We start from the raw sequence: 18,151 nt of genomic DNA, 5'->3' as shown, positions 1-18,151 counted from the left end.
TATCTCGGCCCGCAAGGGCAGGGGGCGTATAGCTCAGGCGGTTAGAGCGCTTCGCTGATAACGAAGAGGTCCCAGGTTCAAGTCCTGGTACGCCCACGGATTGACTGATCCCACCGATGTCGGGAGGACACCGTGAAGAAGTTGCTGCTGATGGCAGCCGCGGCCGCGGGTGTCTTCGTGTACAAGAAGTGGCAGGAATCCGAAGCGGAGAAAACCGCATGGAGCCGCGCGACCGATAAGGTCGAGTGACTCAAACATCGGCCGGGCTGACCGGCCGGACCCTCCGGGGGCATGGCGCAATTGGTAGCGCACCTGCTTTGCAAGCAGGGGGTTAGGGGTTCGAGTCCCCTTGCCTCCACCGGATTGAAGAATAGAGGAGCCAGGCGTTTAGAACGCCTGGCTCCTTTGTTTTCCCAAGTCAGAAGCGGTTTTGGCTGCAGTAAACCGGATCTTTTGGTCTCATGACACAACTCGGGGACAACGCTTACCTGTAGTGAAATGGTGAATTTTGGTAGTAGCAAGTGTTGGGTATTGTGTGCCCCGTGTGCCCCGGAATCCTGCGGAATGTGGTGCCTCGATTTGCCTCGGTGCGCCCAAGGTGCGGCCGACACAGACAGAAGCCCGAAGCTAGAGCTCGGGCGCGCCGACATCGACCCCGCGGGCAGATTGCAGAGCCGACATCAGGCGGTTGGCGTTCGCGGGGGAACTCAACAGGTAGCTTGTCTCCACCAGAGCGTCGAACTCGTCCTTCGACATCAAGACCGCGGATCCACGCTTGGACACGATCTCGATCTCGGTGCGGTCGAGGTTCTGCACCAGGTCTGATGAGGTCAACGGCGATGGCACCGACCCTGATGCGGTTGAAGGCGATGAACTGGTCCGGTTCTAGCAACTTCTAGCCGGTTACAGGAAAAACCCAATAACCCGCTATAACTTCCAATAACCTGTCGCAATGATGCGGTCCCCACCGCTGCGGGGCTCTAGAGCTCATGCGCGACGGTCTCGACCCCGCGGGCAGAGTACGTGGACCTTCATTCAAGGTACGAATCCTCGGCGGCCGTCAAGCCCTAGTCTTGGGTCACGTATTAGGGTGGCCGGGGCCTCCACAGCGGTCGGCCGGGTTGCTCGAAGCGAAAAGTGGCCCGCGTTCGCCGACGAACTCCATCGGTAGCCCGTTTCCATCCAAAGCATCTCGTGGATCTCGCCGTTGTAGAACCTGTGCTGTGGGCTGTTGCGCACGGTTATAGCCGAAAACATATCCACATGTGGAGAAGCTTGTGGAGAACGTGTGTTCGATAATGTCCGAGCTGCTGTCCTCAAATTGAGAGGCGTCGGTTCCGCAGATTCCTGAGCGTAGAACGCGAATGAGCGCCTCGCCGTCCGCACGCTCATTGGCGATATTGGGCGTTCAACATGCTTGGATTGTGGCCATGGCGCAATTCCCTAGTACTGCAATCGAGTATGCGGCCGGAAGGGGACACCCAGAACATCCGCTACTGTCCGCTTCGGACTCGCCAAATGCGCGAATACCTTGCGCAGACTTCAGCACATGGCTGCAACATCAATTGAGAAGCGGCGGTGAGAGAGCAGTAATTGCCTACGTGCTCCAGATCGTAGAAGCGAATCCTGGAGTGGGCTTTGCCTTCGGTAATGAGTTGTCTCGCAAGGAGGCAGAGGCGCTGCTTTTGATCCGGCGCGACGAACTACCCGCGACTCCCCCTTGGTGGGCCGAAAGTTGGATCGGGCAGATTAGGGCGCTGTTAGACGCACGGCTCGCAGGTCTGGCCGGCCTTGGGGCTGTAGCTGGTCTCGAACTGCGCACCACAATGGTGACCTTGCTACCCCGCGGGCCCGTCGGTAAGTTCGCCCTTCTTCCCGTCTCCGATCAGTTGGTGCCGTACCTCTCTGCCGCCATGTCTCCACACGAGGTGCAACTGACCGACGCGCCTTTCGCGGTCGACCGCGCTAATGACCATATTCGCAGGATGCAAGAATTCGCGCCCGCGTCGGATTGGACGTACGTCAATCCCCTGACAGCGGACGAAGCCATCCCTCCTCCTGTCCTCGACACCGCCATGGCTCGTCGCGTCGCTAGCTTGCCCCTGGGGACACGTGCCCATCTCGCTGACCTAGCACGCAGGGCTTCCCTACGTGGCCCCGCATGTGCATCCACGTTCAAGCCGTTCTACGAAACGCGAAGTCGCGGATACGATTCCGCCATAGGGATAAAGATCCTTCATCAACAGGGCCTCCTGAAAGTCGTGACCGACGCCGGGACGGTTAGAAGCGTTGTCGCCATGGAACGGTTGAAGTCGGACTTGCAAGAGATTCTGAACAAGGCGGGTGTCAAGTACGCCAAGTCAGCCCCCAAAAAGCGGCTCGTTGAACTCCTTGAAACCCACGCCCCTGAACAAATCGACATTCTCGTGGAAGCGCAGGATGGCGGGGTCTATGAGCTCACTGATACTGGCCGGACCCTTGCAGGTTGGATACTCGCGCGCGCGAAAGCTACGAGCCATATGTGGGCAGCGTGGCTGGCGGCTTACATTGCCCCGTCCGTTGAGGCGCAAAGTGACTGAGGCCTCACGCATGCTTTCTTTTGAAGCCCGCGGAGTGGTGGAGTGCGACATAGTTCAGAAGCCGTATTAGGGTCGACCATAGTCGACCAGAGGGGATATTGGATGGAACCGGGACTGCCAGAGTCTCAGGGAAGTTCGGCAGCAGGGATGCGAGTCAACTCGACGAAGACACAGTGCCCTGAGTGCGGCACCTCGACACGCATCAGCCGCAAGTCCGGCCGGCTCTACTCTCATCAACCGTTCGGCTCGCTGGAGGCATGCGCGGCTTCCGGAGCCCTGCTCGGGCCTGAGGAAAGAACCGAAGTTAGTGTTCCTCCCCTTAAATACCGGCCTAAGAGTCGGCCACCCGAGCCCTTAGCTGACATTCATGGTGAATCTAAGAGTGTTCGAACAGTGAGCGGCGGACTACCCGGAACGAAGCGACGTTGAGGTTACTGCCAACACGGCATCGGTCATCGCCGGCTGGGACCCCGACAGCACCTTCTGGGCGACGGACATCGCACGTGAATGGGAGGGCCCGCGACAGGCATGGCAACGAGAACCCGGCAGCGACTCCTGGACGCCCCTTTAATCCGACTAGTGGTTCCGGTTCATTTCCTGGGACCACCCAGAGGAACCGAGAGAATTCGTCTTAACAACGGGTCCTTAATCGAGACGCGGACGCCGCAAAGACGCCAGGGAATTTGCGGCGTCCCCGGGCTCTGCTGGGCATCAGTCCGACTGGATCGTTCTCCGTTACGAAGGCGCGGGAACCTGCGACCCCAGCGAGCTAGCCTATGCGGGCATCATCGACGGGATGTGGACAAGCCGATAGAGGCCACCGCGCCTCAATCGAGGTAGCCCGCTAAAGAGCCAGTCCGGGCACGCCCCTACATGGCGACCGGGCGATGCGTACGGGCATTCACGACGACAGGGCCCTCACCGGCCTTCAGGATTGCCGGGCTAGAAGGGTTCCTCTCCGACCAACCGAGCTAAGCCGATGCTTTGGCCGTCGTGGAATCGGGCATAAAGCACAAATCTTCGTCCGTCCGCCCTGTTATTGGCCCAGTCAAGGGCTTCATGAACGTCACGCACGCCGGTGAGCAGCCACTCGTCGCTTCCGTCAGCCACCACCCGGCCACCTCGATCCTTGATAGGCCCCCAAAAATCGACCCGGTAATCAGGGTTCGCTTCAAGGGATGGCTCAACTCGCGGATCGACTGGACTTGCCTCCATTTTTTGGGGTCCTGTTCTCGAGGGTGTTCACGGAAGCGTACTGGTGCGGCACCCGATGGGAAGAAAGGCGTAGCACTTGGAGTGCCCGTTTAGAGCCAGCACCGGCGGTTCCATGCAACCAAAGCCCCAGAGTCCCCAAAAGCATGGGATGGACCAGCGAGGCGGACTCGCCGACCGTGACAACTAAAAGGTAGAGGAAGCCGGCCCCGCACAGCGCCACACGGGGACCATGATTACGTGCAGATGGGGGCACCAGCACGTAACGCACGCAGCTAGACTTTCCGGCGCCGTTGGGCCCTGCAAGCAGATGCAGCAGCGGCATCAGCCGTGTGCCTGGCGCACGACGACGTTGCCTTCTTCGTCGAGTTCCGAGTACGACTCTCCGGCTGCCGTGAACTCCGCTTCGTAGTTTAGCCCCTCGCGCAGAGCCGTCACGCGCTCAGCCCATTCCTCGCGGACGATCGCCTGCTCCTGCTCGCCGAGCGAGTCATAGGATTCGGCGCCGGCGAGGACCTGGACAATCGCGCGGTGGTTCACCCGCGGTGGCATCTCCAGTTCGCGGCCGATGCGCGCCCAGTGCGCGATCTGCTGCGGCACCGTGCGCGAGGCGATATGCGCCGCCGCGACGGCGGGCTCATACACGTCCGCGGGGAGACGGATCGGCTGGCTGGCCCTGATCATAAACCCATGGTAGCTCCGTGCTACCGGTTCACCTGCCTGATCGCGACGCCAGCACCCTCCCGTGGGTACAGCGGCCGCCCGGGTTCATTACTTCACCGCCCATAACATAACGGACATTATGTTGTGGACGAACCTCTGAGAGAGGAGCGGAGCCCCGACCTATCATTGGCCTCGTTCGGACCGCTTGGGTAATCCTCCGCACACAGGTTCCGTCGCCTCTACTGCGACACGAACCCCGAACCCGAACCTGCTGCAGAAAATCAGAACGCTTCTCCTGCGCAGCGGCCCGCCCGCTGGACAGAATGAGCGCTCACTGAATGCGCCCGCTGCTCTTCGCGTAGGCCAGACCGCGCTCAAGCTGCAGGTTAGCAGTCTTGCTGCCCCTCTTCCGCCCGAACCGTTCCAAGACGCGACGCCGGAGCTCGGCGTCGAGCAGTGATCCGTCGTCTTTCAGAACGGACATCGCCGCATTCGCGATCTCCACGGGAGAGATCTGATCGAAGGAGCGTTGGGCCTCGCTGCTGGTGCGGTGGATCAGCCACTGCTCGCGGTTGATACCTTCAGCCCACACGAAACCGTCTGAATCCAACGCGACGGAAGCCTTGGGGATCTGTGCCAAGATGCGCTTCATGCGGGCCGGTGCTAGGCGAGAGAACCCGAATCCTAGGCCCACCAGACGAGCAACTCGGTCTTGGTGGACCGGCCCCTCTGCCTCAGCGATGTCTTCCACAAGGCTGCGTACGCTGTCCTTAACCCGGTTTGTGCGCATCGAATCGAGGTCTTCCTGCTCGCCGACGACAACGGCCGTCCAAGGTTCGTATTCAATGGCGCCATAGTACGACTCCGGAACGCGCCCGACACCTGCCGGCTCCTCCTGATTCGGCCCCGGAGACGGGACCTTTCCCTGCTCCGCCCCGGGAGACGTGGTTCCTCCGTCTGCTTCGAGCAATTCTTCGATAAGGGCTGTGCGAAGGTCTGATGCCTGCGCGGCGCGTTCCTCGTCCCCGATGTGCGCCAGGACGGTCCGGACTGTGTCGACGGCATGGAGCGCATCGAACACCTCGAACTCGCCGCCGTGGGACAACCTGTTGCGCACGATCCGCAGCACTGACCCGTACGAGCTCAACGTGCGGTTCCTGTCGCCCTCGTCGAACGGATAGCCCAAGCCACCCAGCCGTTCGGTGATCATACGCAGCTGCAGCGACGGGTCCTTCCGCGAGTAGGTCCAGTCGTCCTTGCCTCGCATCTTGTCCAGTTCCTGCAGGACCGAGGTCCATTCCAAGGACCCAAGAACCGGCTTCATTCGCTCTTCAATGAACGGATCAAGGCCACTGCCCAGCAGTTGCATGGCGTGGTGCACATATTTCGTCGACATTCGTCGTCCCCCATCTTTTGTGACCGTCTAGGTCGACACGGGCGCTCGGGCCCCTCACATCTAATATATTTCCTCTTACTCAGAATATATGTCAAATACATTGACCCTGTTCGAAAAGTGAGGCATGCTTAGAGCTATACAAGTACTACATGGAGAAGGTATGGAATACAGTCACAGGCCCATCAGGCTGCTGCTCAACGCACAGTTGATCCGCCGCGTCGACGAGGTCATAGCTTCAGGTGCGGGAGGATTCGCGACACGCGAAGAACTCATAGAAGAGGCCCTCAACTCCTACCTCTTGGAACTTCAAGACATGGACCGCTTATCTGTTGGATCCTCCAAGGAGATATCCCTTGGAATCGCTCTTCGAAAGGAGCCAGACATCCTGCGGGTGCAGGCCAGATCGGGAAGGGTACCCACTAGGATCTCATCGCCGCCGCCGGGATTTGCATCGAAGGGAGACGAGACCCTGGTGGAGGACGTTCCGCTGCTCGGACTGCACAATCGGGATTGGCCTTCCCTATGGGCCTTGAGTCGACTGGCGCACCTCGCGGCCAGCGGCCCTGTTTCCTTCCCCGACTACTTGGAAGCAGTTACTGCGGAAGCTTGGCAGCTAGCCGCGTCCCTGCAGGAGGAGTTGGGTGCCCATGCCAAGGCCGCTACCCAAATGCTGCCAAAAAACATCCTGAAGAAGCAGGCCGCTGACGCTGGATTCCAGAACTTCGCCATCGGTTCCCTATCCAATAAGCCTTTTCGGCAAGGGCTGCATAAGGCGACGGGTCCTTTGCCCGCATGGCGGGCCATTGCATTTTTTATAGGTGACGGGGAGGTTCAGGCTGCGCTGACAGAACAGGGCTGGGAACTCCTTCAGATCGTTGAGGGGCTAGACCCTGAACAACCTCACAACCGCCAAGTAGCTGAAGCCTTCTTCAGATACCTTCGAGCCAATTCCCCCGCCGACTGGTGGGGGTTCAAAACCGTGCTAGGCGAAGTATCACGGATGCCTACCCGTGATGCCCTTCTCGTGTCCATGGGCGCGGCCCGGGAGTGGACCCCTTCGATCGCCTCATCGGCGACGCAGGGATACATCGCCCGTTGCCGCGAATGGGGATTGGTTGAACCTAAACTCGTGAGCGGGACCTATCGCCTTACAGAATTCGGAAAGGAAACTCTTCACAATGTCTAGTGTTGCAATTCCGGCCTGGCGTTTCGTCAAGCACCATCCCGAGGCTAAGTCCCGGGATCCGCTCCAGTCGGAGCTGCTAAACCAAGAGTCGTTCAAGCCGGCTGATGCGCTCGTCAGGGAAAGCATCCAGAACTCCCTTGATGCCAAGCTCCCTGGGTGCGATCAGGTCCGCGTCCGGATCCACGTTTCGGGAACCGCCGGAAGTCTCAGCCCACTCGAGGCTTCCCCCTACTTCCAGGGCTTTTGGCCTCACGTTGCTGAGTGTGAAAACGGTGGCCAAGTCGCTTCCGATCTGGAAAAGGGTCGCTGCCGTTTCGTCGTCATCGAAGACTTCGGCACCTGCGGCCTCACGGGCGACCCCGCCGCAGCGCGCGTGCAGGAGGGAGAAACCAACAACTACTACTACTTCCTGCGGGCCGAGGGCATTTCTGGGAAGAGCGCAGGCAACCTGGGACGGTGGGGCGTGGGAAAGTACGTCTTTCCCAAGACCAGCGGCGTAAACGCCTTCATTGCACTGACCAACCGAGTGGACGATCCCGGCAATAGCTTGCTCGTCGGCCAATCGGTCCTGATGAACCACACCTTGGACGGAACCGACTACGACCCCGACGGATGGTGGGCGAAACCCGGAGAAGGCATCCAGATGCCGATCACCGATGCTGGACTCATCTCCGAGACGAAAAAGCGCTGGAACATCTCCCGTACCAACGAGTCCGGGCTGAGCATCGTCATCCCCTACGTGGAGGAGAGTCTCGGAGGCATCGACTTCCTCCGCGCCGTCATCCGGGCCTATTTTGGAGCGATTCTCGCCGGCGGCCTAGTTGTTGAGGTCGATGATGTGGAGACCGGGGACGCTGTGACGCTGACCAAGGACAACATCTCGGCTCTTGCGGAGACCTTCTTCGAAGGATCCGAACGCGACAAGATCGTCAGCGAAATCCAGCTGTTGAAAGCGCGGAACTCCATCCCGGCAGAGCGTCGCTTCACCACCGGGACCGTCTCGGGGCAGCTAGGCGGAGGATGGTCCTCGGCGACAATCGATCCGGAAACTGCCAATGCGATCCGGAAGCAGCTCGAAGGCGGCCAGCCCGTCGAAGTGACCGTCCCCCTCGAGTTGCGGTTGAAGGGACAGTCAGGCAATCCCACGTCCACCCATTTCCATGTCCTGTTGCAGCAGGACGAGACCCTGCGTCAGAAGCCTCTCTTCCTGCGTCGAGGAATCGTAATTTCCGATGCCTACCGCTTCAAGCTGCCAGGTGTCCGCGCCATCTGTTTGGTGGACGACGGGCCCCTCACCAAAATGCTCGGCGACGCGGAAAACCCGGCCCACACCACGTGGACCGACAACGACAAGATCAAGGCGCGCTACATCCGGGGTGCAGATGTCCTCAACTTGGTCAAGCAGGCCCCACATAAGATCCACCAGCTCGTTCTGGACGCCGCGCTGGAAGAACAACGCATCATCTTCTCGGACATCTTCGCCGCACCTCTCGAGAACCCCAAAACCGGACGCAAGAGCGGAGGCGGGCCCGGCAAACCAGGCACCACGACCAGGCGCAAGCCTCCGGGTGGCGGCAATCCTAAGCCGCGAGGCCAGTCGTTGATCGTCTTGGACCGCGAGGACTCCGGAGGATTCTCCATCACGCCCACCGAGCACGGACGCATGGGGGAGCTGAAAAGAGTGGAACTTGCCGTCGGTTACACAACACGACGCGGCGACGCGCTAGCCAAGTGGACAAAGGACGACTTCGAGTTGTCCGCGCTGTCGCCGGCCATCTCCGGTGGCAAGCTCGCCAAGATCAGTGGAAACACCTTGACCGCCATGGTCAGCGACGCGGCGAACTTCAGACTCACCGTCACGGGCTTCGACACCAATCGGGACCTGACCATCCGCACAAGGGGGTACTCCAAGTAATGGCGACGCTTAACTTCACCGGACGCCTAGAGATTGACCGGTCAAGGATCCGGCTCCGGCTCCGGGAAGACGATGGAAAGATCCTGTTGGATGTGCACTCCATTGATCTTTCCGACCTTAACCTGCCGTCCACAGCCGAAGTCGCCGTGGAAGCCTACCGACAGACAATCAAGGTCCGCGTATCCTGTGGGTCGATTGCAGCGCCCGAGCACCCCCAAGATGTCCACCTCGACGCTTTTGACGTCATCGACAACATCCAGTTGCGACTCCGTGTCATTGGAACGGAAGGTGATGCGCATGGGAAGGTCCTCGCCGTCGCCGACCGCCTTCGTGGCGCCGGAAACGACGACGAAGCTTCCGCCGAGCCGCTCTTGAAGCTGCAACGGGCGGAACTCGGAGAACGGGTTTGGAAGTTCGACCTCGACGACGACCAGCCGATCCTCTACATCAACAAGTACCTGGAAAACCACGACCAGCTGATCCATTCAGCTCAATTCAAGGCCCTGGTCCTCCCCGAGTTCTTCCGCCACGTCGCCCTATGGATCGCGCGGAACCGGGACGATGCCGACGATCCGAATTCCACGATCAGCCATTGGCTGCTTTTCTGCGAAAGCATCGGTGTGGACCCGTCAGATCTGGATTCGGAAGACGGTGACTTGGGTACCTCCGACGTCATCGACGAATGGGCGACGGAAGCCGCCACAACGTTCGCGTCCCACATCGGCGCCCTTTTCCTGTTGAACAGCCCCACGGAACCCGAGGAAGACGAAGAAAATGCGTGAGATCCGCCGCTTCAACGAGATGGGCTTGGCTGCGGCCCGAGAGCTGTTGGACAAACTCCGGCAGGGAGATAGCGCCGATATCGAGGCGCTCTTGAAGAACGATGAGTACACAACTCTGATCACGGATGCCGTCAGTTACGACGTCGTTCACTTCGAAAACAGGATGGAGGCAGCGCGGTTCTTCTTCGAACTCTTGGCGCCAGTTTTCGAGAAACAACCCGATCTGGAACTGGACGCGGGTTTGTGGTCTTGGCTGGCCTTTAAGTGGCTGCCCATACTTGCGCCGGCAGACCCGATCACCGGGGATCGGACGGTGCGAGCCGCGGCCTACTACATCCTTAACCCGCACGACTACAAGACCTACTACCGGCATTACTTCTCAGGACCGTACCGCATTTACAAGGCACATCAAGAGCATCCTGAGGAGGCTTTTGGTGTCTTGGCCACGCCGGTGAACAGCCCAGGCGAAGTGGTCGAACAAATCGCGTCGAATCAAGAAATCGTCAGCAACTCGACATTGCTGGGCGTGGTTACACGCCTGTACGTGGATACCAACACAAACAAGCTCAAGAGCGGGTCGGGCGGCAGCAAGGGGGGGTCTCCGCGCCGCCTAGCGGCAGTCTTGGCCCAGTTCGATCTGACGTGGGATACGTACGCCATGACACCGGACGAGATCATCAAGCTCCTCCCCAAAGAATTCGCCAAGTTCAAGTCCTGACCAAGCGTGGCAGACGGGCCACACTAGAAAGGTTGCAGCCGAATGGAAATGCGCCGTAGGGCCGCTGGGCCTCTCACGGCCGGTGAAGTCGCCGCCCGCATAGGTCTGCACACGAAAACATTGCGGCAAAAACTGCGCGATGGCGTTGTGGAAGGCCGTTTGGACCAAGGCCGTTGGGTCGTCGAAGAGGCTGAGCTCATGTCCTACGTGGCGCAGGCGGGATAGGCGACGCTCGGGGTGGTGAAGTAGCTGCCGACGAGGCCATCGATGGCCGAGCGGCAGGGAGAGCTTCATCTTCGGTTGTCGACGCGGAACCTATGGCGGAGCGGGAGACGGAGCGCAATAGTGCATGGCTCTCCTTGCTGTGGGAGAGAACCGCGCGTTTGGAAGTAACGACGGATACAAGGACGAACCTGAAAGACACTACAGGTGGGACGACACCGTGGCTAACCACGGCCTGCGGCAAGGCCCACATCAAGGAACGTAAGACGATGCGTTTGGAGGATCGGGGCCGGTCAGGACAGGCTGCTCCCCTCTAATCGGCCATGACCCAGGTCAATCAAACGTCCGCCGTTCACGGGCCTTGATTTCGATGAGAAAGTCGTCGAGGCCCAGCAACCACTGCTGCTGCGCCATGGTGAATCCCTGCTCATGCAGTTCGCGGGGGATAACGAGCTGGAGGCGCTCGGCCCGCATCTCCGCCGTCTGGTCTTCGGAGATGGCTGGTTGAAGGGTGAGAAGATGTTTGTCCGGGATGCGATCCGCCTCGTTCAGGACCTGCCGCCACCTGTCTTTGAGAGTGGTTTTTGATCCGAGCATCGCCAAGCGGGCGGGTGGAAAGCTCCGGTCCTCATAGGCCTCCTTCGAGGGAAACAGGAAGTCCGGTTCTTTTTTGCCTTCCGTTTTGGCTTTCTTCACATACTGGACTGCGTGGGCATCGAAAATTGCCGCGAGGTGTTCCTCAAGGGAGAGCCCGGCCCGTGACTTTCGCCGGTTGTGCACTGACAGGGAAAGCTTGAGAAAGGCATCAACATCCACGCTTCCGTCATCGCCCAGGAAGCCTTTGGCGATGCTTTCCCCGATCCGGTGCTTCTCTAAGGTCCGGAACAGCCGATGTTCCATAGTGACCCAACGCAGCAGAGTGCCATCCGGGTCTTGAACGGGGTCGGAATCCCTGACAATCGAGCGAGCGAAGGCAGCGAAATCCTGGGTTGAAGGCCACAGCGTCTTGGGGAATTTCGCCAGGATTGAATCTAGAAACCGGTCATCGCCTAAGTCAACGTCGATGCCCAGCAAGGCCAGCAGTTCCTCGCTCGCCACTTCCTCCCGCTCCGGTTGCTTACCCATATCCGTGGCCACGAACAGGGATTCGCTTGTGTTCTGGACGGCAAAGATCCATTGGAGCTGCCGAAGGATCGTCGAGCCTTCCCGTGCGATCACCAAGATAAGGTGCCCGCTTTCTTCCTTGGCCAGGAAGAGAGTGTCCCCCGCTTTGGCACGGTAGATGATATGTTCGGCCTCCGCGAGATACAGAAGCCGGTACTCCGACGAACGCGTGGGGTGGCTCTCACGCGTGTCGTACCAAGTCAAGGACGTTTCGAAAAGCTCCGGCATCTCCTCCACTTCGTCATCGAGGTACGCCATTCTAGTCGGCAGGTAATTCTTTCCGACGGGTGTGCCCAGCAGATCCCGGAAGGCCTTGCTGCCATTAAACTCGTGCTGATTGGACGAGAGTTTGTTGACGTCGACGTCGGCCAGGACCTTGACGGCGAAGCCTTGGAAATAGTCCCCAATGTTGATCATGGCTCAGGCTGCTGCCTCGGCCACAGCGGTTGTACGAGAATCCTGATGCCCGCCGACTGCTTCTAGTTCCGCCTGCTCGGCATCGAGGATGGCTTTGACCTGCATCAGGTGCGGTTTCATGATCCGGGCCACCTCTTGAAAGACAGGCATGACGACGCTGTTGCCGAACTGCCTGTATGCCTGTGTATCCGACACCGGGATGACGAAAGAGTCATCGAACCCCATAAGGCGGGCGCATTCACGCGGCGTGAGCCGGCGCGGACGCTGCCCTGGCTGCTCAACCAGGATTTCCGAGCCGTCCTTGTGGTAACGGGCGGATAGGGTGCGGGTCCGGCCTTCGGAGTTGACGAGCCCGAAGCCGAACCCGTTCCCAGCAGCTTTGTGCTTCTTGGCGTAATTCTGCAGGTACGCCCACAGGTTCTCTGTCAGCGTGAACTTGTCGTTGACCTTATTCTCTGCGTGGTTGAAGTATTTGTCGCCATCGTGCGGCAAGACAGGTTCGGTGCCGTCGGTGCGGTGCAGGATGTCTCCGAGTTTGTGGCTCGTCTTATCCGGCAGGACTAAGTCGTCCCAGGTGAACTCGGTCTTCCTCGCAAATCCGATGATGATGATGCGCTCACGGTGCTGCGGAGTGAAGTGTCCGCCGTCAATCACCTTCTCGTAGACGTCGTAGCCCAATTCGTCTCGGAGGACTTCCATGATGATCTTGAAGGTGTTGCCACGGTCATGGGACTTCAGGTTTTTCACGTTCTCCAGCACGAATGCCGCGGGGCGGGTCGTTTTGATGATCTCTTTGAGTTCGAAGAACAACGTCCCTTGGGTCGGGTCTTCGAAGCCATGGGGGCGTCCGAGTGAGTTCTTCTTGCTCACACCGGCGATGGAGAACGGTTGGCATGGGAACCCACCGAGCAAGACATCGTGAGGGGGAACGATGCCTTGCTGGCCGACGATATCCCCGATGAACTCATGCCCGTCGCCGAAGTTCACCGTGTACGTCTTCTTGGAAAAGGCATTCCATTCCGACGTGAAGACGCACTGGCCACCATGCTTCTCGAAGCCTTGGCGGATGCCGCCGATCCCGGCGAAGGTGTCGATGAAGGTGAAGTCCGGGTTCTCGTGGAGTTGAATCGAGGAGGGCGTCAGCAGCGACTCCAACGCCGCCCCAACGAAAGGTTTAGGGGTGTTCTCACCGGTAGCCCATCGGGCAATCGTCCGGGTGTCCACGCCAAGCGCTGAGGCCAGTTCGGTCTTCTTGAACCGCTCCAAAGCATGGTTAAGGAGAGCTTGAACCTGTTCCGGAGAATGTGTCGTCATGGCGACATGTTGTCAGGTTTCTGACCCAGAACGCGGGAGGCGCGCCGACCGAACATAAATTCGATTAGTGGGCTGAGCATACCCCTTCTCAGACCAACTGATTTCGCGAAGCATTGCGGGAACTCTCCTTCCCTCCGAGGCCCATCCAGCGCTGCGGGAGAGCAGCGAAGTGCAGCTGATCCTTCGACCAGGTCACTGCTTCCCATGAAGCAGGCAGCCGGGCGGCAACCGCTCCCTCGCCCCCTCGAGAAAGTCCGGGAGGATCGGAAGAGGTTCTTACCTTGCGGGGATCAGATGGAAGCCTATCCCCGTCGTGGCTGATGATGATGCGGTGGCCGACAGCATCCAAGGGTTCACGGCAGGGCAGGCCTTCCCTGCCCGGCTCAGTATCGGGGCCGTCGAGCTGTATCGGGGCTGTCGAGCAGGACACGGATCCTGTGGAGGACGGCCTCGCGCTGGGCTAGGTGAGGCGGTTGGCCCGTTCGGGCAGGATGAAGGGTCCGGCTTCGCCAAGAGGCACGGCTGCGTGGGCTACATTTCCAAATCAGCGGACAGTCGGCTCACCCTTCGCTTAAATCGAATATCTGTTCTATTTTTAACGCATGGATCGGGACGCCTTGGCCAAACTTGCGGCCCGTTACATTAAGCGGGCCGAGCCGGTGGCGCTGACCCCGGAGGAACTGGACCTCGAGCACTGCAAAGTGACCCGCGTGGTGCCCGGCATGCCGGTGTGGGCATGGATCAGGTTCCCTGGTTCGGCCGAGCTGGTCGCCGGCGAGGCCTTCGGCTGGACGCCGCGGGCGGTGCAGGTCACGTGGACGGACGCTGGGGTACGCCGGGTGACTTGGGTGTGGGCATCGGCCGTGCAGCGGCGAAACGATCAGGTACGGAAGACAGCTTTGGGAGACAGGACGGCAAGGGCCAATGAGGGCGCTACAGGAAAAAGCAGGCCAGCGAACGCTCAATGATCCGGTCGAAATTCGCTTCACGCCACGAGGCGTGCCGTTGGCGGTGCGCTGGCGGGGCCGCCTGTGGCCGGTGGCGGCCGAGCCGGTGCAGTGGTTTAGCCGCTGGAATTGGTGGGAATCCAATCTGCCTGCCGGGCGCGGGCAGGGCAACATTGTTGACATCGAATTCTGGCGCCTGCCGGTGCGCGCCACCTCGACGTCGCCATTGCGGACGCTGGAGGTACGCAAGCATCCGGGCTGGGATGGCTGGCATCTGGTTCATGTGTCCGACGAAGAGTAAGTGTCAACAACTCCAATCCTGCCACTGCGGCGGAGCAGCAGCGCAGTAACTATGCAGCAGTCATGCAGTTGAAGCGCACCACGAACATGGTTACAACGCAGTAACGATGCTGTGGGACCAGATTTGCCAAACACTAAGACTGCACCAACGCAGAAGCTAATGCGCAGTAGCTACGCGGGTGCAGCAGAGTAGCTACACACCAGCAACAGCTACTAAACGTATGTGCCCCTGGTTCCCCGGAGACTGATCGCGACCGCCGTGTCCCAGATTCTGATCCTCTGCAGCAAAGCCAACCAGTAACATGTCTCCAAGAACAGGAGGCAGACATGGCCGTCACAGCCAGCGAAGCCCGGCGGGACCTTGACCATCTCATTGAACGAGTCAACCTCGACCGCAATGCAGTAGAGATTGTGTCAAAGCGTGGGTCCGCAGTGCTGATGTCGAAAGACGAGTACGACTCGTTGGTGGAGACACGCTATCTGCTGGGGTCACCCAATAACGCCCGCCGTCTCATGCAGTCCCTGGAATCCGCCCGCGCGGCCGAAACCGTCGAGAACGAGCACACGGCTTGGCCCGGTTAGGCCGGAGGCCGCGCCGTGAACTGGACACGAACATGTTTGAGCTCCCCACGTGGAAGCACGGCGGTCAGTATGCCGCCGCCCGGTAATTCAGCGCCGATACCGTAAACGAACGGGTCTGTATCGACCTCCACGCCGGACACCTCGACTCCATCGACCAGAACCTTGACCTGCCCATTGATCATTCGGTCCGTCACTGGTGGCGCGGGATCTTCCCAGGGTCGGTCGCTCAGCCCCAGCTCCCGCCGGTACTGGTTCGTGAGGATGTAGTTGACGTGATCGACCAACACCTTGCGGGCCGAATAACGCTCGGAATAGTCGCGGTGCCAGGTGGTTCGCACGGCCTCCCACAACTGCGGGTACCGCATTCGCTCCACCTGCTCGACCAGCCAACCCGGCCGCGGCCAGGGCGGAATATCCTCGATCGCCCTGCGTGTCTCCTCGTCGAGGTCTGCAAGGTTAATGGCGTCGGAGCGGTCATACGGGTTCCGCCAGAGTGCATAGCTGACGGCAGCGGCCATCTCCGTGTATCCGTGCGCGTTCTGACCGTACGCCAGGGCGACGTCATTTGTGTCCTCCACCGAGGGCTGGGGCACCAGCCCCATCACCGGGATGGGCATGAGTTTCAGCTGCTCAGCCCTCTCGACACGAGGGTCGGGAGCGTCCTCCGGGAGAAGTCCAGACACATCCATGGGCCGATTATGTATCACGCTGAGTGCGTCCGGTAGGGCCAGCTTCTACGCATCCGGCACCACGGGCATTATCGTCACGGCGGAACTGCCTGACCAGTGGCGGCAGCGTCAGCCCGGACAGCAGCTTTACCCGCGGCGAGGACTCGCGCCCGAGCTTGTCATCCAAGGTGACTTTGAGCCGTGCCGCGAGGATTTCCCGACGCAGCGTGGAGAGCACCTGGGCCCTATCAGAGGGGTCGTACGACCTGCGAACAGACTTTGCAGTCCGCCCGACCGATGCAGACTCACCGTACTCGGCAACGCCAGCGCTGCGCGGAGACGCGTCCGTTGACTCTGAGGGGTTAATCAGGGCTCTGACGTCCTCGATCAGCTGGTCGATGGCCTCGTCTTGCATCCCCGTGGACGATGCCTGCCAGACTGCATCCAGCATCGCCTTTTCTTGGGTATCGGCCATCTCGCTCTTCGCCAGAGCGCCGAGCATCTTGAGGCCGTAGTCGTTCATCCTGACGTTCTCGGAGACTGTTGCTTCCAGCGCCCACTGCGTGCGCGTCCACCATTCAGAACTGGCGGCTGGGTCAACCTTCGGTTCCGGCATTACGGGTGTCTCCATCCGGGCCGTCAGCGCCCCTTTGGAGTGCCGGCGAGAGAACAAGCGAACAACGAAGACCACGACAACCGCCAGAAGTACCGTGCAGGCGCAGGCGGCTGCCCACGGCACCCACGACCCAGAAATTGACGACGTCAGTCCTTGCGCTGAAAAGGAAGTCCCGTTGGCTATTCTCGCTGTCCACTCTTCGTTCACGCCTTGCCGCCTTCGTGTTCGTTCCGGTCGTCATGACTGGATTTCGTCGTCCAAGATCTTCGTTATTGCCTCAAGCCGTTCTGGGTCCACCGGACCCAATGTCCTGGCGGCGAAAGCGCGTACTTCGGCCAGTCTCTTGAGCCGCACCTGTGGAAGCATCACTTCCACTTCTGCAGGAAGCTCTGCGTCCTCGTGGAGCAAGTACTCGGGGTCGATACCGAATACCGTCGCGATGGCCCGCAGGCACTCGTCCGGGACATACTGAACCTTGCCGTTCTTGAGCAGCGACCACCGGCTGCGGGAGACGAAAACGCCGGCCTTCCGGGCACCGTCCCGGATCGTGGAGTATTCAAACGGCTGCCCGGACTCGTCCATGATGGCGTCCAGAAGTAGATTGATCTTCTGTGCAAGCATTTGAGCTCGCCGGAGTTCCTCCTCTTGAGTGGGCTTTTGTTGGACAGCGGAGCGGGAGGTAGCGGTCGTGATGTTCTCCTCCACGGTCAGCGGTTCCTCTGTCGGCTGGTTGTGCAGTTGATGGAGGTCAACGGCGTCGATGTGAGCCGCTATGATCGGTCCGAGGTAGTCGGTGCCGGTGATTTGGAGGGTGCTTAGGATCTCCTTCAGCTTTGCACTCCTTTCCAAATCGAGCTTTACGGTGAACGTATGACGGGGACCCTTGTGAGGCCTGCCTATCGGTCTTTTCTGCTGTTTCTGTTGTTTCGCGTCGTCTTGCACGGCCCAAGTATTCCCAATTTCCGGCGTCGAAAATGGCCCCGTTCGGGGCTTGGTCGACCGCGTTAAGTACTCTTTCCTCATAAACCAGGCAGAAGCGGGAGACGGAGGTCACAAAAGTTCTGAGACGCCGTCCGCGTGTCTCGTCATGCACCGCACCGCCGTCAGCTGTTGTTGGTGATCCGCCCGGTGCCAATGGAAGTCTCACCTCTCATAGAGGGACCTTCGTGCTGGCGATGCAGGTCGGCAACCTGGCTGGAGAACTTCGCGGCGTCGATCTTCCTCTGCATCTTCAGACTCCGGTCCTTCCACTGCTCATAGCCGGGCCCGCTGTAGCGGCCAAGCGCCTCGCTGTCGCGGCGCTGGTGAGTGTTTTGAAGCAACCCGGAAAGTCATCCGACTAAAACCTCCCACGGGAAGAGCAAACGTCACTATGATGTTCGGGCGTTATAGCGTGACGGACCTTCTGCAAACCGTCAGAACGAACCATCGCGACTCGCGGCGCGGATGGCCGACGGCATCGCAGTCACG

Annotated in this window: 17 protein-coding genes and 2 tRNA genes; 10 read left to right on the top strand and 9 right to left on the bottom strand. The window is 60.0% G+C overall.

Features of this window, described 5'->3' with window-relative positions; genetic code table 11:
• Window positions 1-22 precede the first annotated feature (22 nt).
• The 3 genes from AC5RVS_RS02905 to AC5RVS_RS02895 all read left to right on the top strand — a co-directional run bounded on the left by AC5RVS_RS02905 (window position 23) and on the right by AC5RVS_RS02895 (window position 358).
• Window positions 23-96, top strand: a tRNA-Ile gene (locus AC5RVS_RS02905).
• A gap of 36 nt (window positions 97-132) precedes the next feature.
• Window positions 133-249 (top strand): DLW-39 family protein, encoded by a 117-nt coding sequence (locus tag AC5RVS_RS02900; protein ID WP_494107038.1) that lies wholly within the window; start codon window positions 133-135, stop codon window positions 247-249.
• Between the two features lie 36 nt (window positions 250-285).
• A tRNA-Ala gene (locus tag AC5RVS_RS02895) sits at window positions 286-358 on the top strand.
• Between the two features lie 269 nt (window positions 359-627).
• Here AC5RVS_RS02895 and AC5RVS_RS02890 read toward each other — a convergent pair.
• Window positions 628-834: a type II toxin-antitoxin system Phd/YefM family antitoxin gene (locus tag AC5RVS_RS02890; RefSeq protein WP_494107037.1), complete on the bottom strand. Its 207-nt coding sequence runs from the start codon at window positions 832-834 to the stop codon at window positions 628-630.
• A gap of 767 nt (window positions 835-1,601) precedes the next feature.
• Here AC5RVS_RS02890 and AC5RVS_RS02885 point away from each other — a divergent pair.
• Window positions 1,602-2,579, top strand: a complete 978-nt coding sequence (locus tag AC5RVS_RS02885) for a hypothetical protein (RefSeq protein WP_494107036.1) — start codon at window positions 1,602-1,604, stop codon at window positions 2,577-2,579.
• 1,536 nt (window positions 2,580-4,115) lie between these two features.
• Here the strand turns inward: AC5RVS_RS02885 and AC5RVS_RS02880 are convergent.
• Together AC5RVS_RS02880 and AC5RVS_RS02875 are read right to left on the bottom strand one after the other, a co-directional pair.
• Window positions 4,116-4,475: a TA system antitoxin ParD family protein gene (locus AC5RVS_RS02880; RefSeq protein ID WP_494107035.1), complete on the bottom strand. Its 360-nt coding sequence runs from the start codon at window positions 4,473-4,475 to the stop codon at window positions 4,116-4,118.
• A 310-nt stretch (window positions 4,476-4,785) separates the two neighbouring features.
• A complete protein-coding gene (locus tag AC5RVS_RS02875) occupies window positions 4,786-5,850 on the bottom strand; it encodes a DUF3320 domain-containing protein (RefSeq protein ID WP_494107034.1) in 1,065 nt (354 codons plus the stop codon).
• A gap of 160 nt (window positions 5,851-6,010) precedes the next feature.
• Here AC5RVS_RS02875 and AC5RVS_RS02870 point away from each other — a divergent pair, with 160 nt between their 5' ends.
• The 4 genes from AC5RVS_RS02870 to AC5RVS_RS02855 are packed head-to-tail and all read left to right on the top strand — an operon-like array spanning window position 6,011 to window position 10,451.
• A complete protein-coding gene (locus AC5RVS_RS02870) occupies window positions 6,011-7,036 on the top strand; it encodes a ribbon-helix-helix domain-containing protein (RefSeq protein ID WP_494107033.1) in 1,026 nt (341 codons plus the stop codon).
• Window positions 7,029-8,951, top strand: coding sequence for a hypothetical protein (locus AC5RVS_RS02865; protein WP_494107032.1), 1,923 nt, complete (start codon window positions 7,029-7,031; stop codon window positions 8,949-8,951). Before AC5RVS_RS02870 ends, AC5RVS_RS02865 begins: the two co-directional genes overlap by 8 nt.
• Window positions 8,951-9,733 (top strand): hypothetical protein, encoded by a 783-nt coding sequence (locus AC5RVS_RS02860; protein ID WP_494107031.1) that lies wholly within the window; start codon window positions 8,951-8,953, stop codon window positions 9,731-9,733. The genes AC5RVS_RS02865 and AC5RVS_RS02860 overlap by 1 nt, the downstream gene beginning before the upstream one ends.
• A complete protein-coding gene (locus tag AC5RVS_RS02855; RefSeq protein ID WP_494107030.1) occupies window positions 9,726-10,451 on the top strand; it encodes a hypothetical protein in 726 nt (241 codons plus the stop codon). The genes AC5RVS_RS02860 and AC5RVS_RS02855 overlap by 8 nt, the downstream gene beginning before the upstream one ends.
• Window positions 10,452-11,006: 555 nt before the next feature.
• On the opposite strand, the gene AC5RVS_RS02850 is transcribed toward AC5RVS_RS02855, so the two are convergent.
• Both AC5RVS_RS02850 and dcm read right to left on the bottom strand, forming a co-directional pair.
• Window positions 11,007-12,254, bottom strand: a complete 1,248-nt coding sequence (locus tag AC5RVS_RS02850; protein WP_494107029.1) for a type II restriction endonuclease — start codon at window positions 12,252-12,254, stop codon at window positions 11,007-11,009.
• A gap of 3 nt (window positions 12,255-12,257) precedes the next feature.
• Window positions 12,258-13,568 carry a DNA (cytosine-5-)-methyltransferase gene (gene dcm, locus AC5RVS_RS02845; protein WP_494107028.1) on the bottom strand — a complete coding sequence of 437 codons (1,311 nt, stop codon included), beginning with the start codon at window positions 13,566-13,568 and terminating at the stop codon, window positions 12,258-12,260.
• A 924-nt stretch (window positions 13,569-14,492) separates the two neighbouring features.
• On the opposite strand from dcm, the gene AC5RVS_RS02840 reads away from it, so the two are divergent.
• Together AC5RVS_RS02840 and AC5RVS_RS02835 are read left to right on the top strand one after the other, a co-directional pair.
• On the top strand, window positions 14,493-14,816 hold the full coding sequence (locus AC5RVS_RS02840) for a hypothetical protein (protein WP_494107027.1): 324 nt from the start codon (window positions 14,493-14,495) through the stop codon (window positions 14,814-14,816).
• Between the two features lie 326 nt (window positions 14,817-15,142).
• A complete protein-coding gene (locus AC5RVS_RS02835; protein WP_494107026.1) occupies window positions 15,143-15,397 on the top strand; it encodes a type II toxin-antitoxin system Phd/YefM family antitoxin in 255 nt (84 codons plus the stop codon).
• On the opposite strand, the gene AC5RVS_RS02830 is transcribed toward AC5RVS_RS02835, so the two are convergent.
• The 4 genes from AC5RVS_RS02830 to AC5RVS_RS02815 all read right to left on the bottom strand — a co-directional run bounded on the left by AC5RVS_RS02830 (window position 15,394) and on the right by AC5RVS_RS02815 (window position 18,003).
• A complete protein-coding gene (locus AC5RVS_RS02830) occupies window positions 15,394-16,086 on the bottom strand; it encodes a hypothetical protein (protein WP_494107025.1) in 693 nt (230 codons plus the stop codon). The two genes, AC5RVS_RS02835 and AC5RVS_RS02830, sit on opposite strands and share 4 nt — an antisense overlap.
• Window positions 16,087-16,093: 7 nt before the next feature.
• Window positions 16,094-16,888, bottom strand: coding sequence for a hypothetical protein (locus tag AC5RVS_RS02825; protein ID WP_494107024.1), 795 nt, complete (start codon window positions 16,886-16,888; stop codon window positions 16,094-16,096).
• 30 nt (window positions 16,889-16,918) lie between these two features.
• Window positions 16,919-17,623, bottom strand: coding sequence for a helix-turn-helix domain-containing protein (locus tag AC5RVS_RS02820; protein ID WP_494107023.1), 705 nt, complete (start codon window positions 17,621-17,623; stop codon window positions 16,919-16,921).
• 161 nt (window positions 17,624-17,784) lie between these two features.
• Entirely contained in the window at window positions 17,785-18,003 is a 219-nt protein-coding gene (locus AC5RVS_RS02815) for a hypothetical protein (protein ID WP_494107022.1), read from the bottom strand.
• Window positions 18,004-18,151: the final 148 nt, after the last annotated feature.

It is taken from the genome of Arthrobacter sp. Y3221048 (assembly GCF_059092685.1).
The sequence above is the reverse complement of the archived record's forward strand: the minus strand, read 5'-3'. Positions and strand labels throughout refer to the sequence as shown.

What these genes read in the sequence shown, in the direction of transcription:
- AC5RVS_RS02870 (WP_494107033.1), top strand. Translation starts at nt 6,011, where the DNA reads ATGGAATACAGTCACAGGCCCATCAGGCTGCTGCTCAACGCACAGTTG.
- AC5RVS_RS02835 (WP_494107026.1), top strand. Translation starts at nt 15,143, where the DNA reads ATGGCCGTCACAGCCAGCGAAGCCCGGCGGGACCTTGACCATCTCATT.
- AC5RVS_RS02880 (WP_494107035.1), bottom strand. Translation starts at nt 4,475, where the DNA reads ATGATCAGGGCCAGCCAGCCGATCCGTCTCCCCGCGGACGTGTATGAG.
- AC5RVS_RS02850 (WP_494107029.1), bottom strand. Translation starts at nt 12,254, where the DNA reads ATGATCAACATTGGGGACTATTTCCAAGGCTTCGCCGTCAAGGTCCTG.
- AC5RVS_RS02840 (WP_494107027.1), top strand. Translation starts at nt 14,493, where the DNA reads ATGAGGGCGCTACAGGAAAAAGCAGGCCAGCGAACGCTCAATGATCCG.
- dcm (WP_494107028.1), bottom strand. Translation starts at nt 13,568, where the DNA reads ATGACGACACATTCTCCGGAACAGGTTCAAGCTCTCCTTAACCATGCT.
- AC5RVS_RS02860 (WP_494107031.1), top strand. Translation starts at nt 8,951, where the DNA reads ATGGCGACGCTTAACTTCACCGGACGCCTAGAGATTGACCGGTCAAGG.
- AC5RVS_RS02875 (WP_494107034.1), bottom strand. Translation starts at nt 5,850, where the DNA reads ATGTCGACGAAATATGTGCACCACGCCATGCAACTGCTGGGCAGTGGC.
- AC5RVS_RS02865 (WP_494107032.1), top strand. Translation starts at nt 7,029, where the DNA reads ATGTCTAGTGTTGCAATTCCGGCCTGGCGTTTCGTCAAGCACCATCCC.
- AC5RVS_RS02830 (WP_494107025.1), bottom strand. Translation starts at nt 16,086, where the DNA reads ATGGATGTGTCTGGACTTCTCCCGGAGGACGCTCCCGACCCTCGTGTC.
- AC5RVS_RS02855 (WP_494107030.1), top strand. Translation starts at nt 9,726, where the DNA reads ATGCGTGAGATCCGCCGCTTCAACGAGATGGGCTTGGCTGCGGCCCGA.